Origin of the sequence: Nocardia sp. NPDC058499, from assembly GCF_042719915.1 — a bacterium.
GTDB lineage: Bacteria > Actinomycetota > Actinomycetes > Mycobacteriales > Mycobacteriaceae > Nocardia.
Genome location: NZ_JBHXMZ010000001.1, coordinates 592,425 through 607,623 on the forward strand (window position 1 = coordinate 592,425; position 15,199 = coordinate 607,623).

Here is a 15,199-nt window from a genome sequence, read left to right on the forward strand (position 1 = left end):
GTCGGCTTCTTTGCCCGTCCGCAGAGAGGCAAAGGGGGTGGGGGGTGGGCAGTCTAGGAGGGGGTCGTGGCTGGGGTCTTGCTGGCCCGCCCCCGCCCCCACGCCGAAGGTGGTTGTCATCACCGCGTCCTCAGCCACGCAACGCCGAATGCAGTTCCTGCAGGGAGCGCACGCCGAGACCTCCGGCGATACTCGCCTCGATCCCCTGGACCGCCGCAGCGGCGCCCTGCACGGTGGTGATGCAGGGGATGCTCACGCCCACCGCGGCGCTGCGGATCTCGTAACCGTCCACGCGGGGCCCGGAATTGCCGTAGGGCGTATTGATGACCATATCGACTTCGCCGTCGCGGATCTGTTCCACGATGGACGCCGTGGGCACCTGGTCGTTACCGGCCGCGGGCACCGGGTCGGAGTGCTTGCGCACCTCTTCGCAAGGGATACCGTTGCGCCGCAGCATTTCCGCGGTACCGGTGGTCGCCAGAATACGGAAGCCGAGGTCGTGCAGCCGTTTCACCGGGAACACCATGGCGCGTTTGTCGCGGTTGGCGATCGAGACGAAAACGGTGCCCTCGGTCGGCAGCGAACCGTAGGCGGCGGTCTGGCTCTTGGCGAACGCCGTCCCGAAATCGGTGTCGATACCCATCACCTCGCCGGTGGATTTCATCTCCGGCGAAAGCAGCGAATCGACCTGGCTGCCGTCCGGGCCCCGGAACCGATGGAACTGCAGCACCGCCTCTTTCACCGCGACCGGTGCGTCCAGCGGAACGTGCCCGCCGTCGCCGTCGGGCAGCATGCCCTCGGCGCGCAGTTCGGCGATGGTGGCACCCAGCATGATCCGGGCGGCCGCCTTGGCCAGCGGTACCGCGGTGGCCTTGGAGACGAACGGGACGGTGCGGCTGGCGCGCGGGTTGGCCTCGAGCACGTAGAGGACATCGTCCTTGAGCGCGTACTGCACGTTCAGCAGGCCCTTGACACCGATCCCCTTGGCCAGCGCGATGGTGGAGCGGCGCACCGCCTCGATATCGCTGCGGCCCAGCGTGATCGGCGGGAGCGCACACGCGGAGTCACCAGAATGGATACCGGCTTCTTCGATATGTTCCATGACCCCGCCGAGGAATACTTCGTCGCCGTCGCAGAGCGCGTCGACGTCGATCTCGATGGCGTCTTCGAGGAAGCGGTCCACCAGCACCGGATGTTCGGGGCTGAGTTCAGTGGCGCGGGAGATATAGCCTTCGAGTGAATCCTCGTCGTACACGATCTCCATACCGCGGCCGCCGAGCACATAGGACGGCCGCACCAGCACCGGATAGCCGATATCGGCGGCGATCTTGCGGGCGTGCTCGAAGGTGGTGGCGGTGCCGTATTTGGGAGCGGGCAGTCCCGCCGCGACCAGGACGTCACCGAATTCCCCGCGGTCCTCGGCGAGGTCGATGGCGGCGGCACTGGTGCCGACCACCGGCACTCCCGCGGTGGTGAGCCGCTGCGCCAGCCCCAGCGGGGTCTGCCCGCCGAGCTGCACGATCACACCCGCGACCGTGCCCGAATCGGATTCCGCGTGGTACACCTCGAGCACGTCTTCGAACGTGAGCGGTTCGAAGTAGAGCCGGTCGGCGGTGTCGTAGTCGGTGGAAACGGTCTCCGGGTTGCAGTTGACCATCACCGTCTCGTAGCCGGCGGCCGACAGCGTCTGCGCGGCGTGCACACAGGAGTAGTCGAATTCGATCCCCTGCCCGATCCGGTTCGGACCGGAACCGAGGATGATCACCTTCTCCCGATCCGGCTGCGGGGCGACCTCGGATTCGGCTGCCGGGTCGAGTTCGTAGGCCGAATAGTGGTACGGCGTCCGCGCCTCGAATTCGGCAGCGCAGGTGTCCACGGTTTTGAACACCGGACGCACCCCGAGCCGGTGCCGCAGCGCGCGGACACCGCCCTCGCCGGCCAGTTCCGGTCGCAGCGCGGCGATCTGCCGGTCGGACAGGCCGTGGTATTTGGCCCGGCGCAGCAGCGCTTCGTCGAGCACCGCGGTGTCGAGCAGTTCGCGGCGCAGATCCACCAGCCCGGCGATCTCGGCGACGAACCACGGGTCGATACCGGAGGCCTCGGCGACCGCTTCGATACTCGCCCCGAACCGCAGGGCCCGCTCGACCTGGTAGATACGGCCCTCGGTGGGGGTTCGCAGATCCGTCAGGATCGCCTCGATCGCGGCGTCGATATCCGCCTGATCTGTCGACGCCGGCGCCCACTTCCCGTCCTCGGCGGTCCAGAAACCGGTCGCCTTGGTTTCCAGCGAGCGCAGCACTTTACCGAGCGCCTCGGCGAAGTTGCGACCCAGCGACATCGCCTCGCCCACCGATTTCATGGTGGTGGTGAGCGTCGGGTCGGCACCCGGGAACTTCTCGAACGCGAACCGCGGCGCCTTGACCACCACATAGTCGAGGGTGGGTTCGAAGCTGGCCGGGGTTTCCCCGGTGATGTCGTTGACGATCTCGTCCAGTGTGTAGCCGATGGCGAGTTTCGCCGCGATCTTGGCGATCGGGAAGCCGGTGGCCTTGGACGCCAGCGCGGACGACCGCGAGACGCGGGGGTTCATCTCGATGACGATGAGCCGGCCGTCGGCGGGATTCACCGCGAACTGGATATTGCAGCCGCCGGTATCCACCCCGACCTCGCGCAGGATGGCGATACCGAGATCGCGCATCTTCTGGTACTCGCGGTCGGTGAGGGTCAGCGCGGGGGCCACCGTCATCGAATCGCCGGTGTGCACGCCCATCGGGTCCACGTTCTCGATGGAGCAGACGATCACGACATTGTCGCGGCCGTCGCGCATCAGCTCGAGCTCGTATTCCTTCCAGCCCAGGATGGATTCCTCGATGAGGACGTTCGCCGTGGGCGAGGCGGCCAGGCCGCCGCCGGCGATCCGGTCGAGGTCCTCGTCGTTGTAGGCCATCCCGGAACCGAGCCCACCCATGGTGAACGACGGCCGCACGACCACCGGGAAGCCCAGATCGGCGACGGTATCGCGGACCTCGTCCATGGTGTAGCAGACCCGGGAACGCGCGCTTTCGCCGCCGACGCTCGCCACGATGTCTTTGAACTTCTGCCGGTCCTCACCGCGCTGGATGGCATCGAAATCGGCGCCGATCAGTTCGACCCCGTACTTTTCCAGCACGCCGCGCTCATGCAGTGCGACCGCGGTGTTCAGCGCGGTCTGCCCGCCGAGGGTGGCCAGCAGGGCGTCGGGACGCTCCTTCTCGATAACCTTTTCGACGAACTCCGCGGTGATCGGCTCGACATAGGTCGAATCGGCGAATTCCGGGTCGGTCATGATGGTCGCCGGGTTGGAGTTCACCAGCGAAACCCGCAGGCCCTCCGAACGCAGGACCCGGCAGGCCTGGGTGCCCGAGTAGTCGAACTCGCACGCCTGGCCGATGACGATCGGGCCCGATCCGATGACCAGAATATGTTCGAGATCGGTACGGCGAGGCATCAGGCTCCCTTCATCAGACCGGCGAACCGGTCGAACAAGTACGCGGCGTCATGGGGACCGGCGGCCGCTTCCGGGTGGTATTGCACGGAGAAGGCGCGACCGTCCACCAGCCGCACCCCTTCCACCGTGCCGTCGTTGGCGCAGACGTGGCTGACCTCGGCCTTGCCGAACGGGGTGCCGAACTGTTCGCCGCGCTCACCTTCCAGCGCGAACCCGTGGTTCTGCGCGGTGATCGAGACGCGGCCGGTCTCGTGCTCGACGACCGGGATATTGATCCCCCGGTGCCCGAACTTCATCTTGTAGGTGCCGCGGCCGAGCGCGCGGCCCAGGATCTGGTTACCGAAGCAGATACCGAACAGCGGCAGGCCCTTGTCGAGGATGCCCTGGGTGAGAGCGACCGCGGTATCGGCGGTGGCCGGGTCGCCGGGGCCGTTGGACAGGAACGCGCCGTCCGGTTTCAGTTCCAGGATTTTGTCCAGGCTCGTCGAGGAAGGCACCACATGCACCCGCATCCCGCGCTGGGCGAACATACGCGGAGTGTTGGATTTGATACCGAGGTCCACCGCGACCACCGTGAACCGCGGCTCACCCTCGGGTTCGACGGTGTAGATCTCGTCGGTGCTGACCTCGCCGGCCAGGTCGGCGCCGAGCATCGACGGCTGCCCGGTGACCCGGGCGAGCAGTTCCGCGGGTTCGGCGAGCGCGGCACCGGAAAAGATCCCGGCCTTCATCGAACCGCGGCTGCGCAGATGGCGCACCACCGCACGGGTGTCGATTCCGGCGATACCGACAATGCTCTGCTGTTCCAGCTGCCCCGGCAGAGTGCCGGTGGCGCGCCAGTTGGAATGCCGGCGAGCGGGGTCGCGCACGGCGTAGCCCGCGACCCAGATCTGTTGCGATTCGTCGTCCTCGTCGTTCCAGCCGGTGTTCCCGATCTGCGGGGCCGTGGCCACCACGATCTGCCGGTGGTAGCTGGGATCGGTGAGGGTTTCCTGATAGCCGGTCATGGCGGTGCAGAACACCGCTTCACCGAGGGTCTGCCCCACCGCACCGTAGGCGGTGCCGCGGAAGATCCGCCCGTCCTCGAGGACCAGGGCCGCGGCTGCTGTCGTACTCGTCATTCGTCATCTCCCGTCGTTGCCCGCGCCCAGGCCGGATACACCGATTTGTCGTCGCCCCGGAACCCGGTATCGATTTCGGTTCCGGTCGGCAGGGTCCAGCGGATCACCAGGACACCGCCTTCGGTCATCACCTTGCCCGCGTGCCCGCGTTCGGTCCGGATGGCAGTGATGGATTCCTCCGGTATCCAGATCGTGGTGGCGCCCTCACGTTCCAGCAGAATTCCGTGCTCGTAGCGGGTCAGTCCCGCGGTGGCGCGGTAGCCCAGATCGCCGACCGCTATGCGGTCCTGCCAGCTCGGCGCCATGGTGCTGCCGAGGTAGAGACCGGTGGTGGGTTCCAGTACCTGCGGCCCGGTTTCGGCCGGCACCGGCGGCAGTTCGCCGATCCGGTCCTGCTGCCGGGCGGCCCGATTACGCCAGCCCCGGTACATCAGGTAGACGGCCAGTACCCACAGCACGACGCAGAGGATGACCCACAATGCCCGTTCCATCAGCGGCCTCCCACCGGTACGCCCGGCGCGGCGGCGATACCGTCGCGGGCGGTGATCCGGCCGCGCAGCAGTGTGCCGACGACCCGGCCGGGCAGCATCATCGATTGATAGGGCGTATTGCTCGCGATACTGGCGAGGTGTTCCCCCTCGACCGTCCAGGTCGCGTCCGGATCGACCAGCACGAGATTGGCCGGTTCGCCCACCTCGATCGGCCGCCCCTGATCGTCGAGTCCGACGATTTCGGCGGGCCGTTCGCTCATCACGCGCGCCACCCCGCGCCAATCCAGCAGTCCCGGCCGCACCATGGTCTCCACCACGATCGACAACGCGGTCTGCAACCCGAGCATGCCGGGCCGGGCCGCCGCGAATTCGCAGCATTTGTCCTGTTCGGCATGAGGTGCGTGATCGGTGGCGACACAGTCGACGATCCCGGCGGCCAGCGCCTGCCGCAGAGCCTGGGTATCGGAGCCTTCGCGCAGCGGCGGGTTCACCTTGTTCACCGCGTCATAGGTTTCCAGCCTGGCGTCGGTGAGCAGCAGATGATGCGGCGTCACCTCGGCGGTGACCGCGATCCCCTGGTCCTTGGCCCATTTCACCAATTCGACCGTGCCCGCGGTCGACGCATGGCAGATATGCACGCGGGCACCGGCGTCCCGGGCCAGTAGCGCATCCCGGGCCACGATGGATTCCTCCGCGGCCCGCGGCCAACCGGCCAGACCCAGCCGCGCCGCCGTCGGTCCCTCGTGCGCGACCGCACCGCGAGTCAGGCGCGGTTCCTCGGCGTGCTGGGCGATCAGCACATCCAGCGAACGCGCGTATTCGAGGGCCCGCCGCATGATCAGCGGGTCGTGGACACAGTGCCCATCGTCGGAGAACATCCGGACCGCACCGGCACCGGCGGCCATGGTGCCCATTTCGGCGAGCTGCTCGCCCGCGAGCCCGACCGTGACCGCCCCCACCGGGTACACATCGACGAGCCCGACCTCCTGGCCGCGCCGCCACACATGGTCGGTGATCACGTGGGAATCGGCGACCGGCGAAGTGTTGGCCATGGCGAACACCACGGTGTACCCGCCGAGCGCCGCGGCGGCCGAGCCGGATTCGATGGTCTCGGTGTCTTCCCGGCCCGGTTCGCGCAGATGCGTATGCAGATCCACGAACCCGGGCAGCAGCACCCGGCCCTCGCCGGAGACGATTTCGGCGCCGTCCGCACGCAGCCCCGTCCCGATCTCCCGGATCACTCCGCCGGCGATCAGCACATCGACCGGGTCACCCGCACCGTAGAGCTGCACCCCGGTGATCAGAACGCTGTCACTCACGCTGTGTCCATCGGGCGTGGGTGCGGGCCCTCCGTGGTTACGCTCCGCTGCCGCCTCCGGGCCTGACGCACTCACGCTGTGTCCATCGGACGTGAGTGCGGGCCCTTCGTGGTTACGCTCCGCTGCCGCCTCCGGGCCTGACGCACTCACGCCGCGGCCTCCTGTACACCGACCAGCAGGCGGAACAGCACCGCCATACGCATATGGACTCCATTCGTCACCTGTTGCAATACGGCGGCACGCGGCGAATCCGCCACCGACGACGCGATCTCCATACCGCGCAGCATCGGCCCTGGATGCAGCACCACGGCATGCTCGTCGAGCAGCGCGACCCGCCGTTCGGACAGTCCGTAGCGCACCGCGTACTCCCGCGCCGACGGGAAGAATCCGCCGTTCATCCGTTCCGCCTGGACCCGCAGCATGAGCACCGCATCGGCGCCGGGCAGTTCGGAATCCAGATCCACCGAGACCCGCACCGGCCAGTCCTCGACGCCCACCGGCAGCAGTGTCCGCGGTGCCACCAGAACCACTTCCGCGCCCAGCGTGGACAGCAGGAAGGCATTGGACCGCGCGACCCGGCTGTGCAGGATATCGCCGACGATCACCACGCGCCGCCCGGCGATATCGCCGAGCCGCTGCCGCAGGGTCAGCGCGTCGAGCAGGGCCTGGGTGGGGTGTTCGTGCATACCGTCGCCGGCGTTGATCACCGCCGGGACCGCACTGCCCGACCGCCGCGACCAGTCCTCGAACCAGTGCGCGATCTGATGCGCCGCACCGGAGGCCGGATGTCGCACGATCAGCGCGTCGGCCCCGGCAGCATGCAGGGTGAGCGCGGTATCGCGCAGCGATTCCCCCTTGGCGACCGAGGAACTACTCGCGCTGACATTGATCACATCGGCGCTCATCCATTTCCCGGCGACCTCGAACGAGACGCGGGTCCGGGTCGAGTTCTCGAAGAACACCGTCATCACCGTGCGGCCGCGCAGGGTGGGCAGTTTGTGTACTTCGCGGCCCAGCAGCGCCTGTTCGAACCGTTCCGCCTCGTCGAGCATGGCGTCGGCGGCCGCGCGGTCCAGGTCGGTCACCGTCAGTAGATGTCTCACTGCCCCTCCCCTTGATGCAGGAAAACGCCGTCGCGGCCGTCGTGTTCACTCAGCAGCACCGACACGTCCTCGGTACGCGAGGTGGGCACGTTCTTACCGACGAAATCGGCGCGGATCGGCAGTTCGCGATGCCCCCGGTCGACCAGAACGGCGAGCTGCACGGCGCGCGGCCGGCCCAGATCGCGCAGTGCGTCGAGCGCGGACCGCACGGTGCGGCCGGAGAAGAGCACATCGTCGATCAGGACCACCAGCGCGTCCTCGACCCCGCCCTCCGGCACCGAGGTCCGCTCCAGCGGGCGATGCGGTTTGGTGCGCAGGTCGTCGCGGTAGAGCGTGATATCGAGGGAACCGAGGGCCGGGCGGACACCGGAGAATTCCTCGATCTTGTCGGTGAGCCGAGCGGCGAGAGTCGTCCCGCGGGTCGGGATACCGATGAGCACCACGCGCGGGGTGCCGGGCTCGCCGGAATCGAGGGCGGTGCGTTCGATGATCTGATGCGCGATCCGCGCAATGGTCCGGCCGACATCGGAGGGGGACAACAGTTCCCGTCCCGCCGCCACCCATTCCGGCGTATGCCGCGCAACGGGTGGCGCCGCCTCGGCAGCGCCGGACGTGGCGGCCCGTTCTTCGGGCACAGCCATACCGACCTCCTTCCCCGCCTCACTGGACGGTCCGTTAAAGGATGTCTTACGCCGAGCAGCCTATCAGCCCGTGGACGGCACTTTTCACCAGGTGAGGGCGCTGAACCGGTTGTGAGCGCGACCACTCACCACCGAAGGGCCGGCCACTGTGAGTACGGTTACTCACATCGCGGAGTACTCATTCGCGGACTGCCACAACATGCCCGACCGCCGGATCACCACCCAGCACACCAGGCCGCCCGTAGGGTGCGACGAGATCGTCCCAGGCGCGAAAAGTCGTCGACCAGCCATTCTCGGCGAACCACGATTCGCCGCCGGGACCCAGCCCGTTCGCCGGAAGCTCGACCGGTGCCTCCCGGACCAGTTCGCGCAAAGCGCGGTACTGTGGCGCGGCCGCGTCGACCTGGAACCGCCCGATCCCGAACCTGCTACCCGGCGCCGATAGCCGGGTCACCGTCTCCGCCACCGCGTAAGCCGCCGCGCGCGGGATGTAGCCGAGCACACCCTCGTCGACCCAGGCGGTCGGCAGATCGGCGCGGAAACCCTGCTCGCGCAGGACCCGCTGCCAGTCACCGCGCAGATCCGCGGCGACCGTGTGACGGGTACAGACCGGGTGCGCCCGGTGGGCGGCCAGGACCGGCTCCTTGAAGTCGAAGAGTTCGGGGAGGTCCACCTCGAAGAACACGGTTTCGGGCGGGAGGTCGAGGCGGAAGGCCCGGGTGTCCAGGCCCGCGCCGAGCAGGACGATCTGCGGACAGTCCGACCGGGCCACCGCCTGGATGTGGTCGTCGACGGCCTTGACCGCGAGCGTGCGTCCTTCGTAGAACTGCTCGGCCAATTTCTCCAGCCGCGCCCAGCGTTCGGCATCGAATCCCGGCCGGGCAGCGCTGAGGAAAACCTCGGCCAGCGGGTCCGCATAGAGACGATCTTGGCGGGCGGTCTCACTGACCCGGATGAGCGCAACCCCGAGGGCAGTCATCGCGACGCCGGCGGTCGGGACGGGCGCGGAAGTTCCGGTCATCGGTAACCCTCCTCAAATTACTTACTTGTCGCCCGGCAAGTAAACCACGCTCCCCGGTCTGCTGCCCGCGTTCCGGCTACTCCGATCGGTCGGCCGATGGGCTTCGACACCGTGGGCCCATTAGGCTCCCTGCGGCAGACCGTCGAAAACCCACGCAGACCGTCGAACCCGAGGAGATACCGTTGGCCGGCCGGCGCAGCGATACCCGCGACCGCATCCGCGCGGTGGCGATGGAACTGTTCTCCGAACAGGGCTACGAGAAAACCTCGTTGCGCCAGATCGCCGACCATCTCGGCGTCACCAAAGCCGCTCTGTACTACCACTTCCGGACGAAGGAAGATATCGTCGCCAGCCTCTCCGACGATGTCCGGCGCGGTATCGACGAGCTGATCGAATGGGCCGAGGCCACTCCACCCGGGCCCGCCCGCACCACCGAGATCCTCGACCGCTACGGTGCCCTGCTGCACAGCACCGGCCGCGACATGGTGCGGTTCATGCACGAAAACCAGCCCGCTTTCCGCGAATTGGGTTTCGGTGTCAGCCTGCGCTATCAATTCCGTTTGATCGCCGATCTCATGACCGAACCCGAGCGCGCACCCCTGGACGTCTTCCATGCCCGGCAGGCGCTGCTGGCGATCAGCTGGAGTACGGCGATGATGGGCGATCTGCCCCTGTCCGACGACGAGTGTTTCCACGCGGCAGTCGCGGTCGCCCAGGACATTCTGCGCAGGAACTGATTCGACGCCCGCGACACCACCTCTGCTGCCGCGGCTCCTCAGCAGGGCGCCCGCCGCCCCATCGACCGGATGAGCAGAAGCGCGACAACCGCAACACCGGCCGCGACACCGAGAAATGCCTCCGCATATCCCGCCGCCGCGACGAACCAGCCGAAAACGACGGCACCGAGTCCGAGACCACCGTCGTAGGCGATATTCCAGATCGTGCTCGCGGTACCGCTACGCCCGCTACCGAGACGCTCGAGTGTCAGCACGAACGAATCGTTTTGGCACGCACCGAATCCGGCACCCAGCAGTGCCGCCCCCACAACCAGCAGCCCGGATACCGCCGACAGCGAGACGGCAATCAGCGCTGACCCGGCAGCACAGCACAGCACCGAGACCGGCAGCAATCTGCCCGCACCGGCACGATCCGCGAACGCGCCGGCCGTCAGCCGGGCCGCGACCAGACCGACCGCGGCCGCGAGCAACGCCCACGAGGCCACACCGGCATCCGGAACCGCTACCGGCAGAAACGTTGTCGCCGCACCGAACGAACCGGCCGTCAGCAGGAACAGGGCGATCGGCACACGGATATCGCGGGTATCCGTCGTTGCCGCAAACCGGAATTTTCCACGATGCCGGACGGGCAGCAGCAAGGCCGACACCGCTGCCGCAAGACACGCACCGGCCGCGCCCCAGAACACCACCGGAAATCCCCAGGTCTTCGCGAGCCAGACGCCGCCGGCGAGCGCACCGAGATTGGGGAGCGCGGCTGCTACGCCGTAGTGCGAGGCCGCGGTGGCCAGTTTCCCCGCGGGGGCAAGATCGGCGACAAAGGTCGCGCCGGCCGTCACCACCAGCGCAAACCCGATCCCCCGGATCGCCGTGATCGCGACGATCGGCGCGAGACCGTCGGAAAGGATGTACAGCGGCGTCGGCGCCCCGAGCAACAGCGCGCCCACGATCACCATCGTCCGCAGCGTGCAGATCTCGAAGAGCCAGGGCACTGCCAGTTGCGTGGCCACAGTGGCCGCCATCATGACGCCGGTCGTCGACCCGACCGCCACACCGGCGGCACCACCCGCGGCCGACCACAGTGGCACGACCGACAACAGCGCCGCGTAGTTGACGAAGGCCAGGAACGTCACCACCAGCAGCGCGGCGAAAGCCGGGCCGCCCCCCTCGGGAGCACCCGCCACACCGCGAGGCATGTGCCGGACAGCCGGCCGAGGCGAGGGCCCACCGCCATCCGGTCCCGATGCCGCCACCATCACATCGGCCTCCCATCCTGCACCTGAGCGACCTTCCGGACCGATCGCCGCCCACTCCTGCGCTACCACTCCACCCTCACTACGAGGATGTATTCTGTCCAACAATGAATTTCCATCCGAGCCATCACGAAATGCGATAACAAGTGGAAACCCAGCTTCTGCGCAGCTTCATGGCCGTGGTGCGCTCGGGAAGTTTCACCGGCGCGGCCCGCGAACTCGGCTACACCCAATCCACCGTCACCGGCCATATCCAGAAACTCGAACGGCAGCTCGGTCACCAGCTCCTGGATCGCTTCCCCGCCGGCGCCGTGCCGACCGATTTCGGGGCCCGGCTCGTGGCGCACGCCGACGAGGTACTCGACGCCGAAGACCGCCTCCGAGCCGCGACGCGGAGCAGCGGTTCCCGGCCCAGCGGTACCGTGCGCGTCCGCGCCCCGGAGTCCCTGTGCACCTATCGCCTGCCCGCCGTGATCCGAGCCGTACGGACGCGGGAGCCCGATGTGCAGGTCTGGCTCACTCCGGGCGGGCTGGACGATGCCACGGCGGCCGTACGCCAGGGGACGGCCGAACTCGCTCTCACGATGGAACCCCGGGGCCCGATCACCGAACTCACCTCGGAACGGATCGGCACCGAACGGCTGACCCTTCTCGATCACGGTGCGCGAGCGGGCACGCGCACCACCTGGGACGAGCTGGCCGGCCGCGACGCCCTGCTCATCGAGGAGGGCTGTGGTTACAGCGACGACGTCGCCGCCCACCTCATCGCCACCGGCGCGAAATCGGGCCGCCGCTCCCGGTTCGGGAGTATCGAGGCAATCAAACGCTGCGTAGCCGTCGGTCTCGGCTGGACGGCGCTGCCCGCGATCAGCGTGGAATCCGAAGTACAGGCCGGCGAACTGGCGGTTCTGGACGGCCCGGTCCTGCCCTCCTGCGAGCTGCACCTGATCACCCATCCGCGCCGCCACCACAGCGAGGCACTGACGGTCGTCTGCGAAGAACTGCGGCGCCATTGGGAGGCGTAGCTTCCGCCGGGCGCAGGTTCTGCGCGGTACTCGAACCCATGTCGAACATATGTTCGTATATCGGATATGCTGACACCATGCCGGCACCTTTTCAGGGATCGCTGCTCGACGGCTTCGGCGCGATCGAGCTCGAACCGCTCACGAACATCCGCCGGACACACCTGTCCGACGGCGCGTGGGTCGATCTGCGGCCAGGCTGGCTGCGCGGTGCCGACGCACTCTTCGACCGCCTCGCCACCGCGGTGCCGTGGCGCGGGGAGCAACGGCCGATGTACGACCGCGTCGTCGATGTGCCGAGACTGCTGTGCTTCTACAGCGAATCCGCGCCCTTGCCCGATCCCGTTCTCACCCAGGCGCGGGATGCGTTGGGCGAGCACTACCGCGCCGAACTCGGCGAACCGTTCCGGACCGCCGGACTGTGCTTCTACCGCGACGGCCGCGACAGTGTGGCCTGGCACGGCGATACCCTGGGCCGCGGCGCCGTACAGGACACCATGGTCGCCATCCTGACGCTCGGAGCGCCGCGGCCGCTACTGCTCCGGCCCCGCACAGGCGGCCCCAGCCTGCGGTTCCGGCCCGGGCACGGCGACCTTTTCGTCATGGGTGGTTCATGCCAGCGCACCTGGGAACATGCGGTACCGAAATCGCGGCGGGCGACCGGGCCGCGGATCAGCATCCAGTTCCGCCCACGTGACGTCCGATGAGCCCGCTACCTTTACCTCGACAGGGCAGAGCACGAACGCAATGGCGCGACAACGGGTTTCTTCGAGGCCCGGGACGTCAGGGAGACCGCAGCACCGAATCCACGAGCTCCCGGACCGACCGGAGCAGCCGGTCGGTCATTCCGGAACGGGCCAGTTCCGGAACGGTCGCACCGGCCAGCGAATCCAGCAGCAGCCGGCCGACGACCTCGGCATCCACATCCGGCCGAGCTTCTGCGAGCAGAGCCGTGAGGTGCTCGTACCAGAACCGGTGCAATTCCTCGGTACGCGGATGCGGAGGCTCGGTCCGCAAGATCGTCATGAGTTCCAGGTTGTCGATCACCAACCCGGCCATGGCATCGAGGAATGCGCGCAGCCGATCGCCCGCCGGAGCTCCCGGACCCAACGGCGGCGGGCCGTCGGCCACCCGCGCTCGCAGCGTGAAGGCGCTCTCGGCCACCAGCTCGTGCAGTAACCCGGCCCGATTGCCGAAGCGATGGAAGATCGTGCCCTTCCCCACCCCGGCAGCCGCCGCGACCCGGTCCATGGTGACCCCTTCGGCACCGTGTTCGGCGAGCAGCGCGGCGGTGGCGTCGAGGATGGCGCGCCGGTTGCGGGCCGCGTCCGCGCGTTCCCTCACGGGGGGCATGGCACCACCTTCGTTGACAAGTTGACCACCGGTCCATATCTTGGCTTCAATAAATGGACCGGCAGTCAAGTTATGGAGTTTCCGATGCAGGCAATCGTAATGACAGGCAGCGGCGGGCCCGAGGTCCTGGTACCGCGCGAGGTTCCTACGCCACAGCCGGACCCCGGTGAGGTGCTCATCCGCGCCGCGGCGATCCCGGTCCTCTTCCCCGAGACCCTGCTGCGCTCCGGAGCCTTCCCCATGGTTATGCCCCCGCCGGCGGTGTTCGGCTACCAGGTCGCCGGGAAGATCGTCGATGTGGGTGCCGGCGTCGACCGCGACATCGTCGGCCGGCGCGTTGTCGCCGCAACCGCCGGGTCGGGATCGTATGCCGAATTCGTCTGCGCACCGGTCGAGAACACAACGCTCATTCCGGACGATGTGTCGGCGGACGACGCGGCGGCCACGATGATGAGCGGTGCGATCGCGCTGGCCCTTCTGAAAACGGCGCACCTGACCGGCATCGAGACGGTCGTCGTGGAAGCCGGCGCCACCGGGGTGGGCAGCTACCTGGTTCAGCTGGCCAAGGAATTCGGCGCGGCGCAGGTCATCGCCACCGCGGGCGGCTCCGCCAAGACCGAGCACGCCCGCGCACTGGGAGCCGACCAGGTCATCGACCACCGGACGGAACGGTGGACCGATACGCTCACCGCGAGCGCGCCGGGCACCATCGACGTCGTCTTCGACTCCATCGGCGGCACCGCTGCGACGGACCTCCTGGGCGCCATGACCCCGGGATCCGGCCGGATGCTCAGCTACGGCTGGCTCTCCGGCACACCCGCACAGGTATCGGCTGCCGACCTGATCCCGGCCGGACTCACCCTCACCGCCTGCGCGGGTCCGGCCTGGCAGCAGCGGGCCGACCGCGCCCGGGCCGATATCCTCGCACGGATACCCACACTGGCCCCATCGGTCGAGACCGTATTGCCACTCGAAGCGGCCGCCCGCGGACACGAACTGGTGGAATCCCGGCAGCCGCTGGGCAAGGTCATCCTGCGGCCGGGCGCGACCGCTTGATCGTGTGACAACGCCTCGGTCCGCGACCAACTCTGTGACCGAACGGGCGCAGTCAACGCCGCAGAACGAAGAAATAGGGTTCGGGCATCCCGCGCATATCCATCACGCCGAGCAATGTGTCGTCATCGACCCGCCGGAAATGGTCGATGATGGGCAGATGGTCGTAGACCATGGCCGCGCTCACCACACCCCGGTACTCGATATCGCGCAGCCGCGCCGTCGGCTTCCGGGTGCGCAACAGCGGAGCGAAGGCGCGCAATCTGTTCCGCACGGGCCGCAGCCAGTGCGCCGGAATCTTTCCGGCCAGCGATAACGGAACCCGGCGCGGATCCACCGCGAACACGGTGCCGCGCTCATCGGTGAACAGCAACGGATGCACCTCGTCCGCGGCGTCGAATTGCTTCCCGTACCAACCGGATTCGGTGAGAGTTCCGTCCATCGGATGGCCGGTGGGCAATTCGCCGCCGCGCCAGCGGCCGATGGTGACCTCGGCTACCGGAGCCGCGGGCAGACTGTCGAAGATCTCCCAGGCCTGCGCCACGGTGCAACCACCGGCCGGCAGAATGGTGGCGTTCTCGGTCATCGTCCGCACTCCTCG

At 68.0% G+C, this 15,199-nt stretch carries 14 protein-coding genes; 4 read left to right on the top strand and 10 right to left on the bottom strand.

Annotation, left to right across the window (positions count from 1 at the left end; translation table 11 throughout):
- Window positions 1-130: 130 nt before the first annotated feature.
- The 7 genes from carB to ACFWPH_RS02740 form a co-directional block, all read right to left on the bottom strand.
- Window positions 131-3,487 (bottom strand): carbamoyl-phosphate synthase large subunit, encoded by a 3,357-nt coding sequence (gene carB, locus ACFWPH_RS02710; protein ID WP_378747719.1) that lies wholly within the window; start codon window positions 3,485-3,487, stop codon window positions 131-133.
- The gene (gene carA / locus ACFWPH_RS02715) at window positions 3,487-4,608 is read right to left on the bottom strand and encodes a glutamine-hydrolyzing carbamoyl-phosphate synthase small subunit (RefSeq protein WP_378747720.1); all 1,122 of its coding nucleotides are present in this window, start codon (window positions 4,606-4,608) and stop codon (window positions 3,487-3,489) included. Before carA ends, carB begins: the two co-directional genes overlap by 1 nt.
- Window positions 4,605-5,099 carry a transporter gene (locus ACFWPH_RS02720; RefSeq protein ID WP_378747721.1) on the bottom strand — a complete coding sequence of 165 codons (495 nt, stop codon included), beginning with the start codon at window positions 5,097-5,099 and terminating at the stop codon, window positions 4,605-4,607. The genes carA and ACFWPH_RS02720 overlap by 4 nt, the downstream gene beginning before the upstream one ends.
- Entirely contained in the window at window positions 5,099-6,418 is a 1,320-nt protein-coding gene (locus ACFWPH_RS02725; RefSeq protein ID WP_378747722.1) for a dihydroorotase, read from the bottom strand. Before ACFWPH_RS02725 ends, ACFWPH_RS02720 begins: the two co-directional genes overlap by 1 nt.
- A 146-nt stretch (window positions 6,419-6,564) precedes the next feature.
- Window positions 6,565-7,521: an aspartate carbamoyltransferase catalytic subunit gene (locus tag ACFWPH_RS02730; RefSeq protein ID WP_280414411.1), complete on the bottom strand. Its 957-nt coding sequence runs from the start codon at window positions 7,519-7,521 to the stop codon at window positions 6,565-6,567.
- Window positions 7,518-8,162, bottom strand: a complete 645-nt coding sequence (pyrR, locus tag ACFWPH_RS02735) for a bifunctional pyr operon transcriptional regulator/uracil phosphoribosyltransferase PyrR (protein ID WP_378747723.1) — start codon at window positions 8,160-8,162, stop codon at window positions 7,518-7,520. Before pyrR ends, ACFWPH_RS02730 begins: the two co-directional genes overlap by 4 nt.
- Before the next feature lie 178 nt (window positions 8,163-8,340).
- Entirely contained in the window at window positions 8,341-9,183 is an 843-nt protein-coding gene (locus tag ACFWPH_RS02740; protein WP_378747724.1) for an SAM-dependent methyltransferase, read from the bottom strand.
- A 182-nt stretch (window positions 9,184-9,365) separates the two neighbouring features.
- Here ACFWPH_RS02740 and ACFWPH_RS02745 point away from each other — a divergent pair, with 182 nt between their 5' ends.
- Complete coding sequence (locus tag ACFWPH_RS02745) at window positions 9,366-9,920, top strand: TetR/AcrR family transcriptional regulator (protein WP_378747725.1); 555 nt, start codon at window positions 9,366-9,368, stop codon at window positions 9,918-9,920.
- Window positions 9,921-9,958: 38 nt separating this feature from the next.
- Here the strand turns inward: ACFWPH_RS02745 and ACFWPH_RS02750 are convergent, their stop codons facing one another.
- Window positions 9,959-11,101 carry an MFS transporter gene (locus tag ACFWPH_RS02750; protein ID WP_378747726.1) on the bottom strand — a complete coding sequence of 381 codons (1,143 nt, stop codon included), beginning with the start codon at window positions 11,099-11,101 and terminating at the stop codon, window positions 9,959-9,961.
- Window positions 11,102-11,316: 215 nt separating this feature from the next.
- On the opposite strand from ACFWPH_RS02750, the gene ACFWPH_RS02755 reads away from it, so the two are divergent.
- Together ACFWPH_RS02755 and ACFWPH_RS02760 are read left to right on the top strand one after the other, a co-directional pair.
- On the top strand, window positions 11,317-12,195 hold the full coding sequence (locus ACFWPH_RS02755; protein ID WP_378747728.1) for a LysR family transcriptional regulator: 879 nt from the start codon (window positions 11,317-11,319) through the stop codon (window positions 12,193-12,195).
- Between the two features lie 77 nt (window positions 12,196-12,272).
- Window positions 12,273-12,899 (top strand): alpha-ketoglutarate-dependent dioxygenase AlkB, encoded by a 627-nt coding sequence (locus ACFWPH_RS02760; protein ID WP_378747729.1) that lies wholly within the window; start codon window positions 12,273-12,275, stop codon window positions 12,897-12,899.
- A 76-nt stretch (window positions 12,900-12,975) separates the two neighbouring features.
- On the opposite strand, the gene ACFWPH_RS02765 is transcribed toward ACFWPH_RS02760, so the two are convergent.
- The gene (locus tag ACFWPH_RS02765; protein WP_378747730.1) at window positions 12,976-13,545 is read right to left on the bottom strand and encodes a TetR/AcrR family transcriptional regulator; all 570 of its coding nucleotides are present in this window, start codon (window positions 13,543-13,545) and stop codon (window positions 12,976-12,978) included.
- An 84-nt stretch (window positions 13,546-13,629) separates the two neighbouring features.
- On the opposite strand from ACFWPH_RS02765, the gene ACFWPH_RS02770 reads away from it, so the two are divergent.
- Window positions 13,630-14,601, top strand: coding sequence for a zinc-binding alcohol dehydrogenase family protein (locus ACFWPH_RS02770; protein ID WP_378747731.1), 972 nt, complete (start codon window positions 13,630-13,632; stop codon window positions 14,599-14,601).
- A 52-nt stretch (window positions 14,602-14,653) separates the two neighbouring features.
- Here ACFWPH_RS02770 and ACFWPH_RS02775 read toward each other — a convergent pair whose 3' ends face one another.
- On the bottom strand, window positions 14,654-15,184 hold the full coding sequence (locus ACFWPH_RS02775) for a DUF4334 domain-containing protein (protein ID WP_378747732.1): 531 nt from the start codon (window positions 15,182-15,184) through the stop codon (window positions 14,654-14,656).
- Window positions 15,185-15,199 lie beyond the last annotated feature (15 nt).

What these genes read in the sequence shown, in the direction of transcription:
- carB (WP_378747719.1), bottom strand. Translation starts at nt 3,487, where the DNA reads ATGCCTCGCCGTACCGATCTCGAACATATTCTGGTCATCGGATCGGGC.
- carA (WP_378747720.1), bottom strand. Translation starts at nt 4,608, where the DNA reads ATGACGAGTACGACAGCAGCCGCGGCCCTGGTCCTCGAGGACGGGCGG.
- ACFWPH_RS02720 (WP_378747721.1), bottom strand. Translation starts at nt 5,099, where the DNA reads ATGGAACGGGCATTGTGGGTCATCCTCTGCGTCGTGCTGTGGGTACTG.
- pyrR (WP_378747723.1), bottom strand. Translation starts at nt 8,162, where the DNA reads ATGGCTGTGCCCGAAGAACGGGCCGCCACGTCCGGCGCTGCCGAGGCG.
- ACFWPH_RS02740 (WP_378747724.1), bottom strand. Translation starts at nt 9,183, where the DNA reads ATGACCGGAACTTCCGCGCCCGTCCCGACCGCCGGCGTCGCGATGACT.
- ACFWPH_RS02760 (WP_378747729.1), top strand. Translation starts at nt 12,273, where the DNA reads ATGCCGGCACCTTTTCAGGGATCGCTGCTCGACGGCTTCGGCGCGATC.
- ACFWPH_RS02765 (WP_378747730.1), bottom strand. Translation starts at nt 13,545, where the DNA reads ATGCCCCCCGTGAGGGAACGCGCGGACGCGGCCCGCAACCGGCGCGCC.
- ACFWPH_RS02770 (WP_378747731.1), top strand. Translation starts at nt 13,630, where the DNA reads ATGCAGGCAATCGTAATGACAGGCAGCGGCGGGCCCGAGGTCCTGGTA.
- ACFWPH_RS02775 (WP_378747732.1), bottom strand. Translation starts at nt 15,184, where the DNA reads ATGACCGAGAACGCCACCATTCTGCCGGCCGGTGGTTGCACCGTGGCG.